The organism is Colwellia maritima (assembly GCF_022669015.1).
Lineage (GTDB): Bacteria > Pseudomonadota > Gammaproteobacteria > Enterobacterales > Alteromonadaceae > Colwellia > Colwellia maritima.
The window spans coordinates 1,534,292-1,556,054 of sequence record NZ_JAKKSL010000001.1 but is presented as its reverse complement, the minus strand read 5'-3'; the positions used below and the strand labels follow the sequence as shown (position 1 = coordinate 1,556,054).

General features: G+C 37.5%; 18 protein-coding genes and 4 pseudogenes. 2 read left to right on the top strand and 20 right to left on the bottom strand.

Going from position 1 to position 21,763, the window contains the following annotated elements; genetic code table 11:
- Nucleotides 1-124: 124 nt before the first annotated feature.
- Nucleotides 125-1,168 carry a recombinase RecA gene (gene recA / locus L3081_RS07690; protein ID WP_242284683.1) on the bottom strand — a complete coding sequence of 348 codons (1,044 nt, stop codon included), beginning with the start codon at nt 1,166-1,168 and terminating at the stop codon, nt 125-127.
- 565 nt (nt 1,169-1,733) lie between these two features.
- Here recA and mutS point away from each other — a divergent pair.
- Nucleotides 1,734-4,314, top strand: a pseudogene (mutS, locus tag L3081_RS07685) (DNA mismatch repair protein MutS).
- 169 nt (nt 4,315-4,483) lie between these two features.
- On the opposite strand, the gene rpoS reads toward mutS, so the two are convergent.
- The 12 genes and pseudogenes from rpoS to L3081_RS07625 all read right to left on the bottom strand — a co-directional run bounded on the left by rpoS (nt 4,484) and on the right by L3081_RS07625 (nt 15,055).
- On the bottom strand, nt 4,484-5,377 hold the full coding sequence (rpoS, locus tag L3081_RS07680; RefSeq protein WP_242284675.1) for an RNA polymerase sigma factor RpoS: 894 nt from the start codon (nt 5,375-5,377) through the stop codon (nt 4,484-4,486).
- Between the two features lie 127 nt (nt 5,378-5,504).
- Nucleotides 5,505-6,395 carry a peptidoglycan DD-metalloendopeptidase family protein gene (locus tag L3081_RS07675; protein ID WP_242284673.1) on the bottom strand — a complete coding sequence of 297 codons (891 nt, stop codon included), beginning with the start codon at nt 6,393-6,395 and terminating at the stop codon, nt 5,505-5,507.
- A gap of 19 nt (nt 6,396-6,414) precedes the next feature.
- Nucleotides 6,415-6,992: pseudogene (locus L3081_RS07670) on the bottom strand (YqaA family protein).
- The gene (locus L3081_RS07665) at nt 6,992-7,654 is read right to left on the bottom strand and encodes a protein-L-isoaspartate(D-aspartate) O-methyltransferase (protein ID WP_242285640.1); all 663 of its coding nucleotides are present in this window, start codon (nt 7,652-7,654) and stop codon (nt 6,992-6,994) included. The pseudogene L3081_RS07670 and the gene L3081_RS07665 overlap by 1 nt, the downstream one beginning before the upstream one ends.
- A pseudogene (surE, locus tag L3081_RS07660) lies at nt 7,654-8,407 on the bottom strand (5'/3'-nucleotidase SurE). Before surE ends, L3081_RS07665 begins: the two are co-directional and overlap by 1 nt.
- Nucleotides 8,407-9,498, bottom strand: coding sequence for a tRNA pseudouridine(13) synthase TruD (truD, locus tag L3081_RS07655; protein WP_242284668.1), 1,092 nt, complete (start codon nt 9,496-9,498; stop codon nt 8,407-8,409). The pseudogene surE and the gene truD overlap by 1 nt, the downstream one beginning before the upstream one ends.
- Before the next feature lie 72 nt (nt 9,499-9,570).
- Entirely contained in the window at nt 9,571-10,050 is a 480-nt protein-coding gene (gene ispF / locus L3081_RS07650; protein ID WP_242284667.1) for a 2-C-methyl-D-erythritol 2,4-cyclodiphosphate synthase, read from the bottom strand.
- A 3-nt stretch (nt 10,051-10,053) separates the two neighbouring features.
- A complete protein-coding gene (ispD, locus tag L3081_RS07645; RefSeq protein WP_338027163.1) occupies nt 10,054-10,806 on the bottom strand; it encodes a 2-C-methyl-D-erythritol 4-phosphate cytidylyltransferase in 753 nt (250 codons plus the stop codon).
- A gap of 2 nt (nt 10,807-10,808) precedes the next feature.
- On the bottom strand, nt 10,809-11,123 hold the full coding sequence (ftsB, locus tag L3081_RS07640) for a cell division protein FtsB (RefSeq protein ID WP_242284666.1): 315 nt from the start codon (nt 11,121-11,123) through the stop codon (nt 10,809-10,811).
- 69 nt (nt 11,124-11,192) lie between these two features.
- Nucleotides 11,193-11,894, bottom strand: a complete 702-nt coding sequence (locus L3081_RS07635; RefSeq protein ID WP_242284665.1) for a hypothetical protein — start codon at nt 11,892-11,894, stop codon at nt 11,193-11,195.
- A gap of 156 nt (nt 11,895-12,050) precedes the next feature.
- Nucleotides 12,051-13,349: a phosphopyruvate hydratase gene (gene eno / locus L3081_RS07630; protein ID WP_242284664.1), complete on the bottom strand. Its 1,299-nt coding sequence runs from the start codon at nt 13,347-13,349 to the stop codon at nt 12,051-12,053.
- Nucleotides 13,350-13,417: 68 nt separating this feature from the next.
- Nucleotides 13,418-15,055 carry a CTP synthase gene (locus tag L3081_RS07625; protein WP_242284662.1) on the bottom strand — a complete coding sequence of 546 codons (1,638 nt, stop codon included), beginning with the start codon at nt 15,053-15,055 and terminating at the stop codon, nt 13,418-13,420.
- Nucleotides 15,056-15,312: 257 nt separating this feature from the next.
- Here L3081_RS07625 and L3081_RS07620 point away from each other — a divergent pair, with 257 nt between their 5' ends.
- Nucleotides 15,313-15,924, top strand: coding sequence for a DUF4202 domain-containing protein (locus tag L3081_RS07620; protein WP_242284660.1), 612 nt, complete (start codon nt 15,313-15,315; stop codon nt 15,922-15,924).
- 48 nt (nt 15,925-15,972) lie between these two features.
- Here L3081_RS07620 and L3081_RS07615 read toward each other — a convergent pair whose 3' ends face one another.
- The 7 genes and pseudogenes from L3081_RS07615 to L3081_RS07580 form a co-directional block, all read right to left on the bottom strand.
- Nucleotides 15,973-16,443, bottom strand: coding sequence for a YbaN family protein (locus L3081_RS07615; protein WP_242284658.1), 471 nt, complete (start codon nt 16,441-16,443; stop codon nt 15,973-15,975).
- A gap of 11 nt (nt 16,444-16,454) precedes the next feature.
- Nucleotides 16,455-17,060, bottom strand: coding sequence for an RNA methyltransferase (locus L3081_RS07610; RefSeq protein WP_242284657.1), 606 nt, complete (start codon nt 17,058-17,060; stop codon nt 16,455-16,457).
- On the bottom strand, nt 17,057-17,869 hold the full coding sequence (gene mazG, locus L3081_RS07605; protein ID WP_242284655.1) for a nucleoside triphosphate pyrophosphohydrolase: 813 nt from the start codon (nt 17,867-17,869) through the stop codon (nt 17,057-17,059). The genes L3081_RS07610 and mazG overlap by 4 nt, the downstream gene beginning before the upstream one ends.
- A gap of 44 nt (nt 17,870-17,913) precedes the next feature.
- Nucleotides 17,914-20,121 (bottom strand): annotated as a pseudogene (gene relA / locus L3081_RS28975) (GTP diphosphokinase).
- 72 nt (nt 20,122-20,193) lie between these two features.
- Nucleotides 20,194-20,346, bottom strand: a complete 153-nt coding sequence (locus L3081_RS26565; RefSeq protein WP_338027161.1) for a hypothetical protein — start codon at nt 20,344-20,346, stop codon at nt 20,194-20,196.
- Nucleotides 20,336-21,319: a 23S rRNA (uracil(1939)-C(5))-methyltransferase RlmD gene (gene rlmD, locus L3081_RS07585; RefSeq protein ID WP_338027160.1), complete on the bottom strand. Its 984-nt coding sequence runs from the start codon at nt 21,317-21,319 to the stop codon at nt 20,336-20,338. Before rlmD ends, L3081_RS26565 begins: the two co-directional genes overlap by 11 nt.
- 1 nt (nt 21,320) lies before the next feature.
- The gene (locus tag L3081_RS07580) at nt 21,321-21,587 is read right to left on the bottom strand and encodes a TRAM domain-containing protein (RefSeq protein ID WP_242284649.1); all 267 of its coding nucleotides are present in this window, start codon (nt 21,585-21,587) and stop codon (nt 21,321-21,323) included.
- Nucleotides 21,588-21,763: the final 176 nt, after the last annotated feature.

Below are 21,763 nucleotides of genomic sequence, written 5' to 3'. Positions count from 1 at the left end.
AAACTAGCTATATACAAAATGATTTATGCTATTTAAAAACAAAAAAACCTCTGGTAAAACAGAGGTTTTTTTGTTGGAATTGAATCAACGTAGACGATATAAGCAATCGATCAAATATTTCTTATTACTCAGCTGCTTCTACCGCTTTTGATTTCGTTTCTTTATCTTCTGTTTTAACAGGCTTGCTTAAAAACAACTCTCTTAGTTTAGTATCAACATCTTTAGCCATTTCAGGGTGTTCTTCTAAATATTTAGTGGCATTCGCTTTACCCTGGCCAATACGTTCACCATTACAGCTATACCATGCACCTGCTTTTTCCACAAAGCCGTTTTGAACACCTAGGTCAATTAATTCACCTAAGTTGTTAATACCTTGCCCATAAAGAATTTGAAACTCTGCTTGTTTAAATGGTGGTGCAATTTTGTTTTTAACCACTTTAACGCGGGTTTCGTTTCCAACAATTTCATCACCATTTTTTACTGCGCCAATACGGCGAATATCTAAACGAACTGAAGCATAAAACTTCAGAGCATTACCACCCGTTGTGGTTTCAGGCGAACCAAACATAACACCAATTTTCATACGAATTTGGTTGATGAAGATTAACATGGTGTTTGATTTTTTTAAGTTCCCTGTAAGCTTACGCATTGCTTGTGACAACATACGTGCTTGAAGCCCCATATGAGAGTCACCCATATCGCCTTCAATTTCAGCTTTTGGTGTTAATGCAGCAACTGAATCGACAACAATGATGTCAATGGCACCAGAGCGCGTTAACATGTCACAAATCTCAAGGGCTTGTTCACCTGTATCAGGCTGAGATACGAGTAACTCATCAATGTTTACACCCAATTTTCCGGCGTACACTGGATCTAGTGCATGTTCCGCATCAACAAAGGCACAGACTTTACCTTCTTTTTGGGCGTGAGCAATAACTTCTAGGGTTAATGTCGTTTTACCACTTGATTCTGGGCCGTATATTTCTACAACACGACCAAAAGGTAATCCACCTGCGCCAAGCGCAATATCTAACCCTAAAGAACCCGTGGAAATAGTTTCAACGTCCATCGTAGTGTTATCGCCAAGCTTCATTATTGAACCTTTACCAAACTGTCTTTCAATTTGGCTTAAAGCTGCTGCTAATGCTTTTTCTTTATCTTCTTTCATGTTTTACTCCGCTGATAACGTCAGGAATGTCGTTTTGATAAAGCAAGTATACTGTATGGTCGTACAGTATCAAGTTTTTTTACAATATATTTTATTTTAATTGAAAAACCAAATCACTGATACTTTTAATTTATTGATATAAAAGAATTTAAACAACCTCGATAACTTTTAAAGTTTTTAATAAAAAAAGTTATTACGCTACTTTTTTATCTTTAAGTTCACTTTTTCACACTTTTTATTTTTTTAACCAACATGTGATTACCTCGAAATATACTTTATGTTGAATATGATGCAATATCCGACCAAACATTTCACTTGTGACAAACTTAATATTTTTGCTTTTTTGATTCATCGCTAGCTCTATGTTTCTATCCAAAGTATTATTAGTAATAATTAAGTATCACTTAACGGAATAAGTGTAGGTTTTTGGTCTGCATAAAACTACACTTGCTTAATCGCGCAATTTCATGAGCATTCAGTAACATTTATGACCTTTCATTAAGTAGTAAAATTTAGACAGAAGTTAATAAAATCAACTTACAAACAATATAAGCACATTTAAAACATGACAGATTTATCACAACACACCCCTATGATGCGTCAGTACCTTACCATTAAGGCCGAATTTCCTAATATTTTAATTTTTTATCGTATGGGCGATTTTTATGAGCTATTTTTTGATGATGCGAAAAAAGCATCTGATTTGTTGGATATTTCGTTAACAGCTCGAGGAAAAACAGGGGGCAACGCTATTCCTATGGGCGGTGTTCCCTATCATGCGGTTGAGAATTATTTGGCTAAACTAGTACAGTTAGGTGAGTCTGTCGCTATTTGCGAACAAATTGGCGATCCGAAGAACAAGTAAAGGCCCTGTTGAACGGAAAGTGGTTAGAATTATTACTCCTGGTACGGTAAGTGATGAAGCATTATTATCTGATAGGCAAGACAATTTAATTGTTGCTATTGCTGAAAATAATTCTCGAACTAAAAAAGCTTCAGATCCCTGTTTTGGTCTAGCTTATCTTGATATGACTAGTGGTCGTTTTGTGATAACAGAGCCACAAACAAATGAGCAGTTACAAGCCGAATTACAACGCCTTTCTCCTGCCGAGTTACTGTACCCAGAAACGCTTTCTAATACGCTTGATATTAAGCAATATAAAGGACTACGTCGACGCCCTGAATGGGAGTTTGATATTGAAACATCTCTTTCTTTATTAAATAAACAATTTGGTACAAAAGAGCTAACCGGCTTTGGCGTTTCAGATAAATTGATAGGCTTATCAGCTGCGGGCTGTTTATTTCAGTATGTTAAAGACACTCAGCGTACAGCACTGCCCCACATACGTGCAATAGTTTGTGAGTCAGCAAGTTCAGGTGTTGTACTAGATGCCGCCACTAGACGAAATTTAGAATTGACACAAAACCTTCAAGGTGGCTTTGATAATACATTAGCCGCGATATTGGATAAATCTTCAACGCCGATGGGATCACGTTTATTAAAACGTTGGCTGCACTTTCCGCTACGAGATTTAACAACATTAAATAATAGACAAGATGCTATAGAACAAATTATTACAACAGATTTGCATCTCGACGTTCAACCTGTGCTGAAAAGTTTAGGAGATATTGAACGAATTGTTTCACGTATTGCTTTAGGCTCAGCTAGGCCACGTGATTTCGCTCGTTTGCGAAATGCGCTACAAGTTTTACCTGAATTACAACAAACGCTAGCGTCATGCAACACTGGCTACGTTCATGCGATCTCACAATTGTTGTTACCCATCCCAGAAATACAAAATTTACTCGAACAAGCTATTGTTGAAAATCCCCCTGTGCTTATTCGCGACGGTGGTGTTATCGCGCCAGGGTATAACAATGAACTCGACATCCTTCGCGATTTAAGTGATGGTGCTACAGATTTTTTAGCGCAATTAGAGCAAAAAGAAAAAGAGCGTACGGGTATTCATTCATTAAAAGTAGGTTATAACAAAGTCCATGGTTTTTTCATTGAAATGAGTAGAACCGCAGCAAACGATGTTCCTGACAATTATATTCGCCGTCAAACTTTAAAAAACAATGAGCGCTTTATTACCGAAGAATTAAAAGAGCACGAGCATAAAGTACTCAGTGCCCAAAGCCAATTTTTAGCCCTTGAAAAACGTTTATACCAAGAGTTATTTAACAAAATATTGCCAGAAATAGCACAACTACAAACCCTGAGCCAAGCTATTGCTGAGCCGGATGTGTTGGCTAATTTTGCCGAAAGAGCAATAACCTTAAACTATATAAAGCCAGTACTAACGGAACAATCAGGCATTAACATTGATGCGGGTAGACACCCCGTTGTAGAGCAAATGACCCATGAAGCTTTTATTGCAAATCCTGTGGTTTTAACGCAACAACGTAAAATGTTAATTATTACCGGCCCGAATATGGGCGGTAAATCAACCTATATGCGTCAAACCGCCTTAATTGTATTACTTGCACATATTGGTTGTTATGTGCCTGCAGATAGTGCCAAAATAGGTTTAGTCGATAGAATATTTACCCGCATAGGCGCCTCTGACGATCTCGCTAGTGGCCGTTCAACCTTTATGGTAGAAATGACCGAAACAGCTAATATTCTACATAATGCAACAGATAAAAGTTTAGTATTACTTGATGAAATAGGACGTGGCACAAGTACTTACGATGGTCTTTCCTTAGCATGGGCTTGTGCTGAAATGCTAGCACTTAAAACAAAAGCCTTTACCTTATTTGCTACCCATTATTTTGAATTAACCCTACTTGCACAAGAAATTGATACATTAGCTAACGTGCATTTAGATGCCATGGAACATGACGATAACATTGTATTTATGCACGCAGTACAAGAAGGTGCCGCGAGTAAAAGTTTTGGTTTACAAGTAGCTCAACTCGCAGGCGTACCTAAAGCAGTAATTAACCGCGCTAAACAACGATTAACCGAATTAGAAAATAAACAAGCGCCTTCTATTTTACCTGCTCAGTCTGAAAATTTTCAGCAGTTGTCATTAGTACCTGAAGACCATCGAGCAATGACTACCTTACGTGACATTGATGTTAATAATTTATCACCTAAACAAGCGTTAGATTTATTGTTTGAATTAAAGGAGTTGCTGTAGATCGCCGACTTAAAATACAAATGATATCACCCTAATTGTATATGCTGTTACGGTATTTAAACCGAACCTAATACCATTATTTGCCAATATTTCCAACGTATAAAGGCTGCAAAGTGTTACTTTACAGCCTTTAAAATAGTTATCTCTCAAAAATATTATTGTGAATATACTACTGAACTTCAAACAAAGCTTCGATAGACAGGTTTTGTTGGCTTAATATATCACGAAGTCGCTTAAGTCCTTCCACTTGGATCTGACGAACACGTTCACGGGTTAGTCCAATTTCACGGCCAACATTTTCCAATGTTTCAGCTTCATAGCCCAATAAGCCAAAGCGCCTAGCTAATACTTCTCTTTGTTTAGAATTTAACTCGTTAAGCCAGTGAATAATATTGTTACTCATATCTTGTGATTGCAAGTCTGCTTCTGGTCCTCCGCAGTCTTCATCTGCAATTACATCAAGTAAAGCCTTATCTGTATCTCCTGAGAAGGGGGTATCTACTGATGCCATACGTTCATTCAAACGTAGCATTTTTGTCACATCTTCAACAGGTTTTCCTAATGAGTTTGCTATATCTTCTGCCGTGGGTTCATGATCTAACTTTTGAACAAGCTCACGAGATGCACGTAAATAAATATTTAATTCTTTGACAACATGAATGGGTAAACGAATGGTACGCGTTTGGTTCATAATAGCGCGTTCAATAGTTTGGCGTATCCACCAAGTAGCGTAGGTTGAGAAGCGGAAGCCTCGTTCTGGATCGAATTTTTCAACGGCTCGGATCAAGCCTAAATTACCTTCCTCAATTAAATCCAGTAATGGTAATCCGCGATTATTGTATCGTCTGGAAATTTTAACCACTAAACGTAAATTACTTTCGATCATACGTTGTCGAGATGCTTTATCACCTTTAAGGGAAAGACGTGAGAAATATATCTCTTCTTCTGCACTTAGTAATGGTGAAAATCCTATTTCACTTAAATAAAGTTGCGTCGCATCAATATTTGATGCTTTGTCTTCTTTACTTTTTAGTACTGTGGTTTGATTTGTTACTTTTTCCATGTTGCACTCCAAATATATCAAACTTGCATTTAGTATTATTTATTCACACTAACTCCAATTATTTTTATTGGTTGGTATTTTCTATGCGTTAGATTTCACAGAAATACACAATTATTATTATATGTACTTATTTTTTGGGTAAATACTTCAAAGGATCAACTGATTTTCCGCGAAAGCGAACTTCAAAATGAAGCATAACTCTTTGCGCGTCGGTGTCACCCATTTTTGCAACGATATCTCCGGCTTTAACAAGCTGCTGTTCTTTTACTAAAATTTTATCATTATGGGCATAGGCGCTTAGATAATCATCATTATGTTTTACAATAACTAACTTGCCATAACCCCTTAATGCGCTACCTGCGTAAACTACTTTACCACCTGCCGTTGCTCTAATATTAGTGCCACGGCGCCCGCCGATATCTATTCCTTTATTACCTTGTGCTTTGGAAGAAAATCGGTCGATAATTTTTCCCTTAACGGGCCATTTCCATCGACTAATTTTTTGAGAAAAATTTGTTTTTTCAAACTGTTCTTCCTCGGTTTTCTTCTTACTTACATTTTTACCATACGCTTGCTTATTTGAAGATGCAATAGGCTTTTTAACCACTTGAATACTGGTCGGATTAGAGTTTTTAGTCTGCTTTTTACTGGAGCCTACATTCTTACTCGCTTGCGGACTTTTTCCTTGATTATTAGCAACTAAAATTAATTTTTGATTTGGAAAAATATTATAAGGAGGTGAAATATTATTCAATTTAGCTATTTGCCGCACATCTGAATTCGCCCGCCATGCAATTGAATACAAGGTTTCACCGGCTTGTACCGTGTATTCTCTTGCATTAATGGTATTTTGGGTTTGTTGATTTAACGGAGTACTTCCATAAACAGTCACAACAGGGGCCGGCGATTGCCGAGAAGAACATGCAAAAAGGTTGATAACGAGAAAGATGCTACAAAATAATTTAAATAATGTATAAACATTAAACGCTGTATTATTTATGCCTTGTTTATCTCTCATGATGCAACCAGTAAGCTATTTACTTTACAATGAAATAGATAATGATGATCAAGGCTACAAAACCCCACCCCAACACATCAATCCATTTACGTAAATTTTTTTCCATAGCGCTACCACCCCATTGTATAAGACCGGCAACTAAAAAGAACCGCATACCCCGTCCAATAGCTGAAGCCATTAAAAAAGGCAAAAAAGCCATGTGTAAAAAACCTGCACTCACGGTGAATAATTTATAAGGTATGGGTGAAAAACCGATATAAATACGACCCAAACACCCCATTCACTAAACCATCCCATCGCCGTATCAAAACGAGCTTGATAGCCAAAATCTGTTATTAATGGCTGTATCCATGGTTCAAACATCCAATAACCAAGCAAATAACCTACCGAGCCGCCAACAATTGATGCGATTGTTGTTAGGCTTGCTAAACGCCATGCTTTTTCAGGCTTGGCTAGCACCATAGGCGCTAGTAGAACATCAGGCGGAATAGGGAAAAAAACCGATTCAGCAAAAGTTAATAAGGCGAGTATACTTGGTGCAAATTTATGTTCAGCCCATTTTAATGTCCAGTCATAAATAGCGGAAAAAAACTTCATTACATCAACGCTCCGGCTACTAAGGGAACAAAGCGTACGGCTTCTACTTGCTCTTCGTTATAATTATCACCTTGACGGGTAAAAATCTTCAATATTTGTGTTTTATCGCCAACAGGGATAACTAAGCGGCCACCATCAACAAGTTGTTCTAGTAACGCTTGTGGCACGGTAACAGCCCCTGCCGTAACAATAATGGCATCAAAAGGAGCTTTACTCGCCCATCCTTGCCAACCATCGCCATGTTTTAATGATATATTATGCAAATCTATTGCGCGTAAACAACGTTTAGCTTGAAATTGCAGTGATTTAATACGCTCAACAGAAAACACCTTATCGGTCAGTTGCGCCAGAATTGAAGTTTGATAACCAGAGCCAGTGCCAATTTCTAAAATACTTTTTGGTTGATAGTTTTTCAATAACAACTCTGACATCTTTGCCACGATATAGGGCTGAGAAATCGTTTGTCCTTGCCCAATAGGTAGTGCGGTGTTGTCATAAGCTTTATGGGCTAATATTTCTGGAATAAAAATGTGACGAGGTGAATTAGCAATTGCCTGTAATACCTGTACATTAGAGATACCTTGAGCTTGTAATTTTTGTGCCAGTAGTTCACCACTACGTTTCGACTTACCGACTGTTCGAGTATTTTTAGTTCGACTCATCATATCGTCACTTCATCCATCCATTCTCGCATAGTATCTATGCTGTTATGTGCCGTCATATCAACTGTTAACGGGGTTACTGAAACATAATGGTTAGCCACAGCATGAAAATCTGTACCCTCTCCACCATCTAGCTCTTTTCCTAAGGTACCATACCAATAAATATCTCGTTTCCATGGGTCTTGCATTTTTTTCATCATTTCTGCTTTATGCCTATGCCCAAGCCGAGTCACTTTAATACCCTTTATTTGATCAATGGGTACATCAGGTACGTTGATGTTTAATATTTGATCTGGAGCCAACGGGTGATGCTTAATTCGTTTGATTATTTTTGCGGTAATTATTGCTGCCGTTTGGTAGTGATTTTCATGTTTACCCAAAGAGTGATACCGCAATAGCAGGTATTCCCATGTGTCTACCTTCCGTTGCGGCAGCAACCGTACCCGAATACAAGGTATCATCACCTAAGTTAGGACCTTTATTAATGCCGGCTACCACTAAATTTGGGGATGATGAAAGTAGTTGGCTGACACCTAAATGCACTGAATCGGTCGGTGTGCCATTAACTGAAATAAAACCATTTTCCAATGTTTCTGCTCTTAACGGATTGAGTAAGGTTAACGAATTACTTGCACCGCTACAATTTCTATCGGGCGCAACTACCGTTACGTCAAAATACTTTATTAATTCTTGTTGCAGTACTTTAATGCCTAAAGCATGAACACCATCATCATTACTTAATAATATTTTCATTACTTAATTGACTCTGTCGTGACATTCTCGATTACGTTAACGCGTTGAGTGCAATCTCGATAATCAATTAATTCTCGCAATACCGTTGTTGCATATGAACCTGCAGCAAGTGAAAAACTTATTTTCACGCCGGATAAGTCTTTACTTTCATTTGAGGTATCACTCAACACCTCGAGTGTGCCATTTTCAATAACCAATCGAATACGACGACGTTCTTGCTTTAAACCAAAACGGGGCAAACCTTGAGCAAACTCAGGATGTTTTTCAGCAATACCTTGCTCAAATATTTGTGGCTGTGCTTCTGTCATTAAATCACCCGCTCCCCACATTGCAGCGGTTATATCTATATCTTTATCACTTAAACGTTGTTTAATAACATCATCAATATCTTCCAAACGAAACACCGACTGAGTACCTGCTAACATCACTACGTCACCCACAGCTAATTTATCAAAAGTGTTTTGTTTGATACGCTCATTAATAATATCATTAAAAATAGTCGACCGTGCTGCTGATAAATACATGCCTCGCTTTTTCTTATCTTTGACCTTCGTGCCAGAAAATAAAGCTAACGCACTTCCAATATTACCACCGTCGATACCAAAACGCTGTTCTCCAAAATAATTCGGTACACCTTGTGTCACTATTTTGTCCCAACGATCAGATAATGCTTTAATATTAGTAACTTCTCGAAGGATTATTTCAAACCGATTACCCGTTAAGGCGCCTGTACGGAGTTTTTTGTTATGTCTTTTAAAGCTGAGTACTTCAACACCTTCAATCGCTAAACCGGACAAATCGTAAACCTGTTTACCAGGAACATGAACCCCAAACCATTGTTCTGTTACCGCGAAACGATCTTTTAAACCGGCATAAGAGACAAGTTGTTCTTTCACCTTAAAATATTTAGCTAATTCACGGGCGACAAACACAGTATTAGCACCTGTTTTTCTAATGTGAATAAATAAATGTTCCCCTTCCCCGCAAGGTAAAAAAGGTAATTGCTCAAATACGCAAAAATCTTGTTGATGTGCTTTTAATAAACCTGTGGATGTAGGTTTACCGTGAAAATAGGCAAGTTCTGGTAACATTTCGATTCTCTAAATTATAGTTTTATATGCGTATTAGATACATGTGAAGTCAAACATCTATTTTGATTGCGATCAATTAGCATAGGATTTAAGTAATACAACGCAGTGAACTGCTATGCCCTCTTTTCGCCCGGTATATCCTAATGTTTCTGTCGTAGTCGCTTTCACATTTATTTGTTCTACACTGCAGTTTAAATCTTCGCTTAAGCACTCACGCATTGCTAATAAATAAGGTGCCATTTTAGGTGCTTGTGCAACGATTGTGATGTCACCATTGCCAATTTGATAGCCTTTATCTGTCATTAAGCCAACAACATGGCGTAATAACAATCGGCTAGAAATATTTTCATACTGCTCATCAGTATCAGGAAAGTGATTACCAATATCGGCTAAACTCAGTGCGCCAAGAATAGCATCGCAGAGTGCATGAATAGCAACATCACCATCTGAGTGAGCAATAAAACCTTGATCAAAGGGAATGGTTACGCCTCCCAGTATTAAAGGCCCTTCACCGCCAAATTTATGTACATCAAAACCATGACCTATGCGCATGTATTACCCTTTACTTTTAGTATTTATTGTTGATTTACTTTGTTGATCTAAATAGAAACTCGCTAACACTAAATCTTCTGGGCGTGTTATTTTTATATTGTCTCGTCTTCCTGTTACCAATAAACAAGGTAACCCCAATGATTCTATTGCTGAAGCTTCATCCGTTATTGTAAGACCTTTTGACTGTGCGTGTTTTATGGCTTTGGTCAGCACATCCACTTTAAACATTTGAGGTGTAAAAGCATGCCATAATAGGCTTCGATCACTTGTTTGGTCTACACGTATTGTTTGCCCCCGATTATTTTTACAAGCAAGTTTCATCGTATCAACCGTCGGTGCAGCTAAAATACCACCGCTATTATTTGTAATACACTGCTCGATAAGTTTATCTATATCTTTATGAGTAACGCACGGACGGGCTGCATCATGCACAAGTACCCACTCTTGCCCACTAACTTGCTGTAATCCATTTAAAACAGAGTCAACACGTTCTTTACCACCTGATACACGTATAATATTAGGATTCTTCGCCAAAGGTGTTTCTGCAAAGTAATCATCATCATCACTTAATGCTAAAATAATTTTGTCTATTTTTGTATGAGAGAGTAAACGCTTGAGCGTGTGACCCAAGACTGTTTCATTATTAATTGTTAAATATTGTTTAGGACATAACGCTAACATCCGTTTTCCTACTCCGGCAGCAGGTACAATAACAGTAAATTTTTGGTTTTTATTTGGTAATTCAAAATTACTCACAACTAATATAGCCCCTGGCTTGTATCATTTTGACCTGAAGGCTCTTTATTTGGAATCACGCGAAAGAAGGTTTCATTTTCTTTTATCATACCTAGCTCATTTCTTGCCCGTTCTTCAATAGCTTCGGTACCAAGTTTGAGGTCATCCGTATCCGCGTATAATAATTTATTACGCTGTTGCAGCTTTAAATTAACTAATTTTTGCTGAGCGACATCTTCTTGCAAAGAAAAATAATCAGGCACACTGTTTTTACCGAACCAGAGTCGGTATTGCAATAAACTGAAAACAATGATCAACAGTGCTGTAAAAGTCCGCATGGTTACCTAATGAAACGCCTAAAAACACATAATAATAAAACAATTTTTACTATTATATGAACTTATTATTTATATGGCTAATGGTTGTTTAAAGTCTTTCCAATTTATAGCACAAGAAAGTAACAATTCTCGTAAACTCGGTATGATAGGTCGTAATTTTACCGTGCTGCCAGTAAAGTTATTAAGATTAGCTGTGTCACTCGCGTTCTCACTTATACTCTTTTGCCAACAATGCCCTGCACATGCTGCTAGCATGAGTTTTTTGTTTGGCTTGAGCAATTTAAGACTGTGGGTTTGGTGAGACTTTTCATCGCAGTTGTGTTCACCTTCAATTAATGAGAACCATCCTGCAATATTCGTGCGCAAGCGCTTATTAATAACATCCACTCTATCTATGCAATCTAGAATAATATGATTGTCATTAAGTATAGGAACAACTAAACCAACCGGGATTTTTTTCGTTAAGTACCATGACAACACCGCTTGTTTTGTTTGTCCTGACAGTGATAGTTTGTTTGCTTGTTTCGCTGACCAACTTGCATTTTGAATGTCTAATTCTAAGGGGGTAATACCTTGTGTCTTTACTTGAACCATTAAAATAGCCGTACGATTTATATAATACGGTAAGCTCTTTAAGCGCCCTTGTATACTTTTGATACTAGCTGATTCAGTATTAGCAAGCATACGTAATTCCCGCTCGTAGAGCGCATTACATAATTCAGAAAAATCGATATTTTGCTGATTGGTTTGCCATAGCGAAGTTTGAGACATCAATTAATAAATCAAGTAGTTATACCATTTCGATTGTTAAGCATACTTGATTGTAGATAAAAAATACAACACCGAATAAAGAAAAACCGAGTCACGTCGACTCGGTTTCATTTTTTAACTTGTAACAAGTAACACACTACTTATCACTACAAGGCTTTATTGACCTTTAATTTCAGACAAACCATTGTATACAGCTTTGTCACCTAAGAACTCTTCAATACGTAATAATTGATTGTACTTAGAAACACGATCTGAACGACATAAAGAACCTGTTTTAATTTGACCTGCCGCTGTACCTACCGCTAAATCAGCAATGGTTGCATCTTCAGTTTCACCTGAGCGATGAGAAATAACCGCTGTATAACCTGCATCTTTCGCCATTTTAATAGCGGCTAATGTTTCTGTTAGTGAACCGATTTGGTTAAATTTAATTAAAATTGAGTTAGCGATATTTTTATCGATACCCTCTTTTAATATTTTAGTATTGGTTACAAATAAATCATCACCAACAATTTGTATTTTATCGCCTAATAATTCAGTTTGGTATTTAAAACCATCCCAGTCTGACTCATCTAAACCATCTTCAATCGATACGATTGGGTATTGATTACAAAGTTCAGCTAAAAAGTCAGAGAATTCATTTGACGTAAATTGCTTACCTTCACCTTTAAGATCATAGATACCTTTGTCAGCATCATAAAATTCAGAGGCTGCGCAATCCATTGCTAGTGTTACATCTGAGCCAAGGGTATAACCTGCTGCTGCAACCGCTTCTTTAATTACGGCTAAAGCATCAGCATTAGAGGCTAAATCTGGCGCAAAACCACCTTCATCACCTACGGCAGTATTCAAGCCTTTAGCTGAGAGTACTTTTTTCAAGGCATGAAAGATTTCAGCGCCCATACGTAATGCTTCTGAAAAGCTTTTAGCACCGACAGGCTGAATCATAAACTCTTGAATATCAACGTTATTATCGGCATGTTCACCACCATTGATAATATTCATCATGGGTACAGGTAGGCTATAAACCCCTGGCGTGCCGTTTAAATCAGCAATATGTTCAAATAATTGCACGCCTTTATCTGCAGCAGCAGCTTTAGCTACAGCAAGCGAAACGGCTAAAATAGCGTTAGCACCAAATTTCTCTTTATTTTCAGTACCATCTAAATCGATCATTATTTTATCGATAGCCGCTTGTTCGAGCGCGTTTTTGCCAATTAATGCAGGGGTTATATCATTTCTGATTGCAGCAACGGCCTTAAGAACACCTTTACCTAAATAACGTGCTTTATCACCGTCACGTAATTCTAACGCTTCACGAGAACCGGTAGAGGCACCTGATGGTGCTGCAGCACGACCCCAAGCACCTGATTCTAAATAAACATCGGCTTCAACGGTTGGATTTCCTCGTGAGTCCATAATTTCACGTGCTAAAATTTTACTGATATTTGACATTATATTTCCTTCAAAAACTTAAAAAACAAAAACCGTAGCACAGGGCTACGGTTTAAAATGACTCTGAACTAACTTAATTGCAACTTTTGATGCTCAAAAGAGGCGGCAATAAAGCTTTCAAATAATGGGTGTCCATCCCGCGGAGTTGAATTAAACTCTGGATGGAACTGCCCGGCAACAAACCATGGATGATCGGCTATTTCAATCACCTCAACTAAACTTTTATCAGTTGATAATCCTGAGAAAATCAAACCTGCTTTGCTTAATTGTTCTCGGTAGTTATTATTTACCTCATAACGGTGGCGGTGTCTTTCATAAATTGTTTCACTACCATATACGTCACAAACCTTGGTACCTTTCACTAAATGGCACAATTGTGAACCTAAACGCATGGTTCCACCTAAGTCTGAGTTTTCATTTCGGTATTCTACTTGACCTTCATCATCAAGCCACTCACTGATCAAACCGACCACTGGGTATGGAGTTTCTGCGTTAAACTCAGTACTATGAGCACCATCTAAGCCTGCAACATTTCGGGCAAATTCAATTAAAGCAACTTGCATTCCTAAGCAAATACCTAAATAAGGAATTTTATTTACTCGGGCATATTGCGCCGTTAAAATTTTACCTTCAACGCCACGCTCACCAAATCCACCGGGCACTAAAATAGCGTCTAAGTCCTTCAATAATTCAGTACCTTTAACCTCAACATCTTGTGAGTCAATATACTTAATATTAACGGTCACTTGGTTTTTTAAGCCCGCATGTTTTAATGCTTCATTTACTGATTTATAAGCGTCTGGTAATTCAATATATTTTCCAACCATACCGACAGTGATTTCACCTTTAGGATTTGCTTCATGATACAGCACAGTTTCCCATTCTGTTAAATCTGCTTCAGGTAAATCAAGACCAAAGCGTTTTGTCACTAACTCGTCTGTTCCTTGAGCTTTTAATAGCGCCGGAATTTTATAAATACTGTCAACATCGCGCATTGAAATAACGGCTTTTTCTTCTACATTACAAAATAAGGCAATTTTTGCGCGATCTGAGTTAGGTAAAGGTCTGTCTGAACGACAAACTAAAATATCGGGGAAAATACCGATAGAACGTAAGTCTTTCACTGAATGCTGTGTTGGCTTCGTTTTTATTTCACCTGCAGCTGCAATATAAGGTACTAATGTTAAATGCATAAACATGGCACGTTCACGACCGACTTCTGTGGCCAACTGACGAATAGCTTCTAAGAAGGGTTGTGATTCAATATCACCTACCGTGCCCCCCACTTCAACCATAGCAATATCGTACCCTTCTGCACCTTCAATCACACGACGCTTAATGTCATTAGTAATATGCGGAATAACTTGAATTGTAGCGCCTAAAAACTCACCTTTACGTTCACGGGCTAAAATATCTTGATAAATACGGCCTGTAGTGAAGTTATTAAGCTTGGTCATTTTGGTACGAATAAATCGCTCATAGTGACCTAAGTCTAAATCAGTTTCTGCGCCATCTTCGGTAACAAATACTTCACCATGTTGAATTGGACTCATAGTGCCGGGATCAACATTAATATAAGGATCAAGTTTCAACATGGTTACTTTTAAACCACGCGCTTCAAGTATTGCTGCTAATGAAGCGGCGGCAATGCCTTTACCAAGAGACGAAACTACGCCGCCAGTAACAAAAATATATCTAGTTGTCATGTCTACACCGATGTAAGGGAAATTCAGAAATTTTTTGCTTCATTTTTTTAGCGATATTGTTACTGTTTTTAAGAGGAGTGATCATCAAAAACTCACTTAAAAACGGGCTAAAAATAAATAAAACAGGACGGGAAAATATTATACTAAAAATCATACGCTACGACAATAACAACTGTGAAGTCTGCTGTGAAAATAAGTATTTTTTTGTTACGTGTAAGCCGTTATGATAGCGTTCTAATTTTTGAGGTAAATAATCCATGAAAAATAAGTTAACAAACGTACTAACAGCAATTGATGATATTAACCGTCAAGATCTAAATATGACCATAATAAATAACACAGAGTATCCAAAAGAATTACTTTATGGGCAACGTATGACCGCTTGTTTAGCACAATACTGGCCACAGGCAAATGAACTTTTACAAATAGCTGTTCGTGCTCAGCATATTAAACGTTGGCATTTAAAACGTGATGAATTTGCACAAGGTAAAGCAGGTTATTACCAATGGCGTATAGCTTTAGGAAAGTTTCATGCTGAGTTAACCGCTAAAATAATGCTTGAACATGGATATAGCCAAGTACAAGCAAGCCAAACAGCCTCTATTATTTGCAAAGAAAATTTAAAAGATAAATCTTCAAGCCAACTCAACGCGGATAGCCAAACATTAGAGGATGTAGCTTGTTTAGTTTTTCTTGAACACTATTTTGAAGCATTTGCTGACAATTATTTGAAACAAGATAATGAAGCTAAAATTATCCGGATTGTACAATTAACTTGGAAAAAAATGTCTGATTCTGCCCATGATATCGCCTTGCAATTGACTTTGCCTGACCAACTCACTGACATAGTAAAAAAAGCATTAGCTTAATATTTATTGTTATTCACAGCTGTATTAACTAAAGCATTTGTTCAATATTTACTTACTAACTGGTAAGCGCCATAAAAAGATGAAGGGGCCAATCACAAGCGCTATAACCAGTAAGGTTAACAAGGCATTTTGCAATAAATAGGACGACCAAACTACCGAAAATACAATCATTAACAGCGCGACTCTTTTCGCTTTTCTGGGAATACTTCGGTTCTGCTGCCATTCATGAATTAATGGTCCGAAGGTTTTATTATTAAGTAGTTTTTGTTGCAATTTTGGAGATGATTTAGCGAAACATGCTGTTGCCATAAGAAGAAACACTGTGGTAGGTAAAACAGGTAACATCGCGCCTAATATCGCTAACCCAACACAAAAAATACCGGTAATCTTCCATAAAAAAACTTTAATTTTTCCTCTAGTGGAAACTGGCACTGGACATTCATCTATAGATATATTGAGAGAATTGACAACTTCTTTAGATTGTCTTTCTTGAATTTGTGATTCTTGATTATGATTCACCACTGACTCCATTATCCACGCTTTACTTTTACTTTATTATTTGTGTCCCTGCTCTTTCTAATTAATGTATTATCACTTTGTATTTGCTTATTGTTAACCAAGGCTTTAGCTAGCCTATCATATAACAACACATTCACTGAGGCCGCTAAATTCATACACCCTACAGTCGGCACATAAACCACATCATCAGCCGTATTTATCATACTTTGACTAATAGTGCCGTCTTCAGGCCCAAAGATATAAACCGCTTTTTCTGGGTGATTAAAGTGTGGTAAGGGTATAGCACCCTCTACCAAGTCTACACAGATAATTTTAGTGTTGTCCGGTAAAAAAGTACGTAATGATTCAATGTTTTCAAATTCTTCCGTTGGTTTTAATGGGATTTTATCCCGCGCATTTTTAGTATCTGTACTATGTTTAGCGCCATTAAATTTTGCAGCATTGGCGTAACGTTGTCCAGTATAAAGCACTTGTTCAACACAGTAGCAACCTGCAGCTCGCATTACCGCACCTACATTGCTAGGGCTTTTAGGATTAGTTAACCCGATGGTTACATGGCTATTTTCACCCTGTAATTTTTTTCCTATCGCCATCGTTGATAATAACAACTTACTCATGAAAGTTTCTCTTGCGCTTTAACTTTTTGCCAGTATTGCTCTAACTCTTCAAGACTGTGTTGAGAAAAGTCACGCTCAGACTGCTGAACTTGTGCTTCAACGCCATGAAACCGTTTGGTAAACTTTTGATTAGCTTGGCGCAATAGTGTTTCAGGATCTTGCTTGGCATGGCGGCACAAATTCACAACGGCAAACATTAAGTCGCCCAACTCCTCACCTAAGGCATCAGGATTAATGTGTTCAGCCTCTAACTCGTCTTTTACCTCAAGTACTTCTTCTTCTATTTTAGCAAAAACATCCGCCTTATTATCCCAATCAAAACCAACATGAGAGCAGCGTTTCTGTATCTTAGCGGCTTGCGATAACGCCGGCATATTCTTGGGAATATCCGCCAAAACACTTAAGTTTTCCTGCTTGTTTTTGTGTTGACGTTCTTTGGCTTTTTCATTTTCCCAATTTGCTTTAATTTGACTATCATTTTTTAAATCAGCATCACCAAACACATGAGGATGACGACGAATAAGTTTTTCACAAATTGATGCCACTACAGAGTCAAAATCAAACAATTGTTGTTCTTGACCAAGTTGACTATAAAAAATCACTTGAAACAATAAATCCCCTAATTCTTTATTGAGTTCAACAAAGTCATTCTGCTCAATTGCATCAACAACTTCATACGCTTCTTCAAGGGTGTGAGCCGTAATTGAAGAAAAACTTTGTTTTAAATCCCACGGGCAACCCGTACTAGGATCACGCAGCTGTGTCATAATCCAACGCAATTTATCTATTGAGGGTTTAGCATTTAACATTTTCTTTTCTCTTTTGTCTTTTGTTGAGAACGCTAACAAGGCTGCTATAGTCTTTTTACTTCGATCACATCATCAAGTTGACGAATTTTCTCTAATACACGCGATAAAAGTTCACTGCCGGTTACTTCCATCGATATTTTCATGCTCATTGTATTTTTTGTTGTATCTGAATGACTTTCAATACCAATAATACTCACCTTTTCATTGGCAATAATGGTGGATATATCCCGAAAGAGCCCTTGACGATCACTGGCGATAATAAGTGTGCTCGCTTGATAACTCTGTTTATCGTCTCCCCCCCATTGAACTTCAACAAAACGTTCAGGCTGCTGATACAAAGAGTTAGCGAGTTGTTCACAGTCTTGACGATGTACTGAAATACCTCGTCCTTGTGTGATAAATCCCGAAATATCATCACCGGGTACCGGCGAGCAACACTTTGCCATATGCGTTAATAAATTTCCGACACCTGATACAGTGATGCCGTTATCATCACCTGAGGTGTTTTTTCCAAGTTGAGGCTCTCTCACCAAACTTTGAGGGTCTAACTCGGGGGTTGGGGTAAATTTATCGTCAAGTTGTTTAAAATAATTAACAACTTGTTGTAAACGCGCATTTCCAGAGCCTATTGCCGCATATAAATCTTCAATAGTTTTAACATTAAAATGCACTGCAGCTGTTTTAAATTGGTTTTGAGTAATGGTTAAATCACTTAATTTTGCTAATTCTGTGTCCAAGCAGATCCTTACCTTGAGCAAGGTGCTTATCTCTATCTTCTAGTTTAAAAAAATGTTGTACTTTTGCTCTAGCCCTAGAGGAATAAATATAATGCAAATTTGGATTTAACCAATCACGACTCGGATTCGGCTGTTTACTGGTTAATATTTCAACTTGGTCACCCGTTTTCAACTGATGCGTAAAAGGCACTATTTTGCCGAATACTTTAGCGCCAATACAGCAATGACCTACATTAGAATGAATATAATAAGCAAAATCTAATGGGGTTGAGCCCATAGGTAAATCAATAACATCACCCGATGGCGTAAATACATAAATGCGATCTTCAAAAACTTGGCTACGTAGCTCATCTAACAATTCGCCACTTTCTGCCACATCATCTTGCCATTGCAGTATTTTGCGTAACCAACCAATTTTATCATCAAAACTATTAGCTTTTCCGCCTTGACCTTCTTAGAGTTAGCATTTTCTTTATAACGCCAATGTGCTGCGACACCTAACTCGGCATCATCATCCATTTGCTGCGTTCTTATTTGTACTTCCACGGATTTCCCTTGTGGCCCAAGCACAACGGTATGAATTGATTGATAGCCATTGGGTTTAGGTGTGGCAACATAGTCTGAAAACTCTTTAGCTAAATGTTTCCATTGTGTGTGCACCACTCCTAACGCAGAATAACAGTCTTGAACCTTTTCAACGACAACACGCACAGCCCTAACATCAAATAGTTGTTCGAAATCTAGCGACTTTTGCTGCATTTTTTTCCAAATGCTGTAAATGTGTTTTGGGCGACCATAAACAGTGCCGTTTAGATTAAGCTCCTGTAGGCGGTTATTTAGGTTATCAACGAAATCACTCATGTATTGTTCGCGTTCAAGGCGAGTTTCATCTAATAACTTAGCAATTTTTTTATAAACGTTTGGGTGAAGATAACGAAAAGAAATATCTTCTAATTCCCATTTTAATTGTCCAATACCTAAACGGTTTGCCAATGGTGCATAGATATTCGCACTTTCTTTCGCCGCTAATACTCGGCTTTCTTCGTCATTATTTTTTTGTTCTCGTAGATCACATAAACGTTCAGCTAACTTTATAACAACGGCACGAACATCATCTACCATAGCCAATAGCATGCGGCGAATGTTGTCGACATTACCTGCACTATTTTCTTGGCGTAGTCCTTTAATAGCCGCCATTTTTTCTACGCCTTGACAGAGCATGGCAATATTTTTACTAAAATGTTCTTCAACAAAGTCTTGTGTCGTTAAATTAGCTTCAAGTATTGGGGTTAAAAAAGCAGCAGACAATGAATCAGCATCTAAATTTAAACCTGACAGTATTTCAACCATTTCCATTGCTTTAAGCAAATAACGCTCATGCTTTTGGAAAAATGGGGCTACGTTTTCCCATAAATGTTCAAGTGCTTGCTTTTTATCTAATGACAAAGGCTGTTCTACCAACCAATGTTTAAAATCGACACTAACAACTTGATGAGACTTCCGCACCGAAACCATGTTATTTCCTTTCTTTTAGCAATGGGCTAATTTATTAATTCATTTACCAGTATAGCAAGCAGCTTAGCGTACTTATTCAACAGTAAGCTCTTTGGTAAACAATACCATAGTCTCAACGTGCTTTGTTTGAGAAAACATATCAATTAGTCCAATTTTTTCAATTTTATAGTCATGAGAAAGCAATAATTGAGTATCTGTTGCTAGGGTAGTAGGATCACAACTCACATATAACACGGTTGTAATTCCAAGTTTTATCACTTGTGTTACAGCGAATTCTGCGCCGACTCACGGGCGGATCTAACAACACTTTTGTAAATTTATTATTTGCCCAAGCAGGCGACAGCCATTCGTTGTTTAAATCAGCTTGAAAAAATTGGCAGTTATCAATATGGTTAAAGCTTGCATTGCTAGCTGCTTTGTCCACCATACTTTGTATGCCTTCTACACCCACAACACAACTAACTTTTTTTGCTAATGGCAAACTAAAATTTCCTAACCCACAAAATAAATCTAATACTAGGTCATTTTTTTCGGGTGCTAACCACGCGATTGCTTGCTCCACCATAGCTTGGTTTACTTGCTGATTTATTTGAATAAAATCAGTATTGGAAAAATTAATTTGAATTTCATTACCCAAGTGATAATTTAATTCATCCCCTGAAGTTAATAAACCATCATCCTGACTGTCATCTTGACTGTGTTGAAAATAAACACGCAACTGATTATTATTAGCAAATGCTTGCCATAGTTCGCGATCATGGTCGTTTATTGTGCGTATTTGGCGCACTATCAATGTTATGTTTTTCGAAGACTCATGAGATTCTATATTATCAGTACAAATCACTTCAATATGACCAATAGCTTTTTTAACACTGAGCTGATTGATAAGTGCTTTTAATAAAGGAAAAATATCGTCTGCCGGCTTTACAAGTACGGGACATGATTTTACAGCAACAAGTTGATTGGTTGATCTTTGTCTAAAGCCAATCGTTGCATATGCATTTTTATCAAATTGAACGCCTATTCTTGCTTTACGACGATAATGCCATTGAGAGCTCGATATAGGTGATTGCCAAGGTAATGCATCGAGTACATTAACGGCAAGCCCTGCTCTAGAAAACAACTCGATAATTTTTGATTGTTTAAAACTAAGCTGAGCAGAATAATCAAGGTGTTGTAAGTCACAACCACCACACACCTTAAAATGCTTGGCACTTGGGCACAACTCTATTCGAGCCGGTTTTATTGATAGTTAATAATTTGGCAAGGCTGTACTTATTTTTTTGCTCTATAATCTTAACATCAACATTTTCACGCGGCAGAGAACCATTAATGAACACGGGTTTTTTCTTGTAATAAGCTACCCCGCAGCCATTTAAATCTAACTTTTCAATGGTTAATGTGAGCCGCTTTGTTTCTTGAATTTTATCTAACTTTTTAGTATTAACTTTAAAAAAGTTTGCCATGTTTGCATACCTAGAGATTTTGATTTATTTTTGACTGATATCAAGCGTTAACGTTGAATTTAACTAAAAAGTGTAATTTAACTAAGCATATGACATTATAGGTTTATCAGGATGATCATTTTACACTAGTTTGATACTCGTTCCACCTTAAGAAACGAGTTTAGCGTAAAACGAGT

Bases quoted from the DNA above. Each gene is read 5' to 3' on its own strand.
- ispF (WP_242284667.1), bottom strand. From the start codon at position 10,050: ATGCGCATAGGTCATGGTTTTGATGTACATAAATTTGGCGGTGAAGGG.
- recA (WP_242284683.1), bottom strand. From the start codon at position 1,168: ATGAAAGAAGATAAAGAAAAAGCATTAGCAGCAGCTTTAAGCCAAATT.
- truD (WP_242284668.1), bottom strand. From the start codon at position 9,498: ATGTTACCAGAACTTGCCTATTTTCACGGTAAACCTACATCCACAGGT.
- L3081_RS07610 (WP_242284657.1), bottom strand. From the start codon at position 17,060: ATGAGTAAGTTGTTATTATCAACGATGGCGATAGGAAAAAAATTACAG.
- L3081_RS07580 (WP_242284649.1), bottom strand. From the start codon at position 21,587: ATGGCAAACTTTTTTAAAGTTAATACTAAAAAGTTAGATAAAATTCAA.
- L3081_RS07675 (WP_242284673.1), bottom strand. From the start codon at position 6,395: ATGAGAGATAAACAAGGCATAAATAATACAGCGTTTAATGTTTATACA.
- eno (WP_242284664.1), bottom strand. From the start codon at position 13,349: ATGTCAAATATCAGTAAAATTTTAGCACGTGAAATTATGGACTCACGA.
- L3081_RS07620 (WP_242284660.1), top strand. From the start codon at position 15,313: ATGAAAAATAAGTTAACAAACGTACTAACAGCAATTGATGATATTAAC.
- rpoS (WP_242284675.1), bottom strand. From the start codon at position 5,377: ATGGAAAAAGTAACAAATCAAACCACAGTACTAAAAAGTAAAGAAGAC.
- L3081_RS07625 (WP_242284662.1), bottom strand. From the start codon at position 15,055: ATGACAACTAGATATATTTTTGTTACTGGCGGCGTAGTTTCGTCTCTT.
- L3081_RS07635 (WP_242284665.1), bottom strand. From the start codon at position 11,894: ATGTCTCAAACTTCGCTATGGCAAACCAATCAGCAAAATATCGATTTT.
- ftsB (WP_242284666.1), bottom strand. From the start codon at position 11,123: ATGCGGACTTTTACAGCACTGTTGATCATTGTTTTCAGTTTATTGCAA.
- L3081_RS07665 (WP_242285640.1), bottom strand. From the start codon at position 7,654: ATGAGTCGAACTAAAAATACTCGAACAGTCGGTAAGTCGAAACGTAGT.
- mazG (WP_242284655.1), bottom strand. From the start codon at position 17,869: ATGTTAAATGCTAAACCCTCAATAGATAAATTGCGTTGGATTATGACA.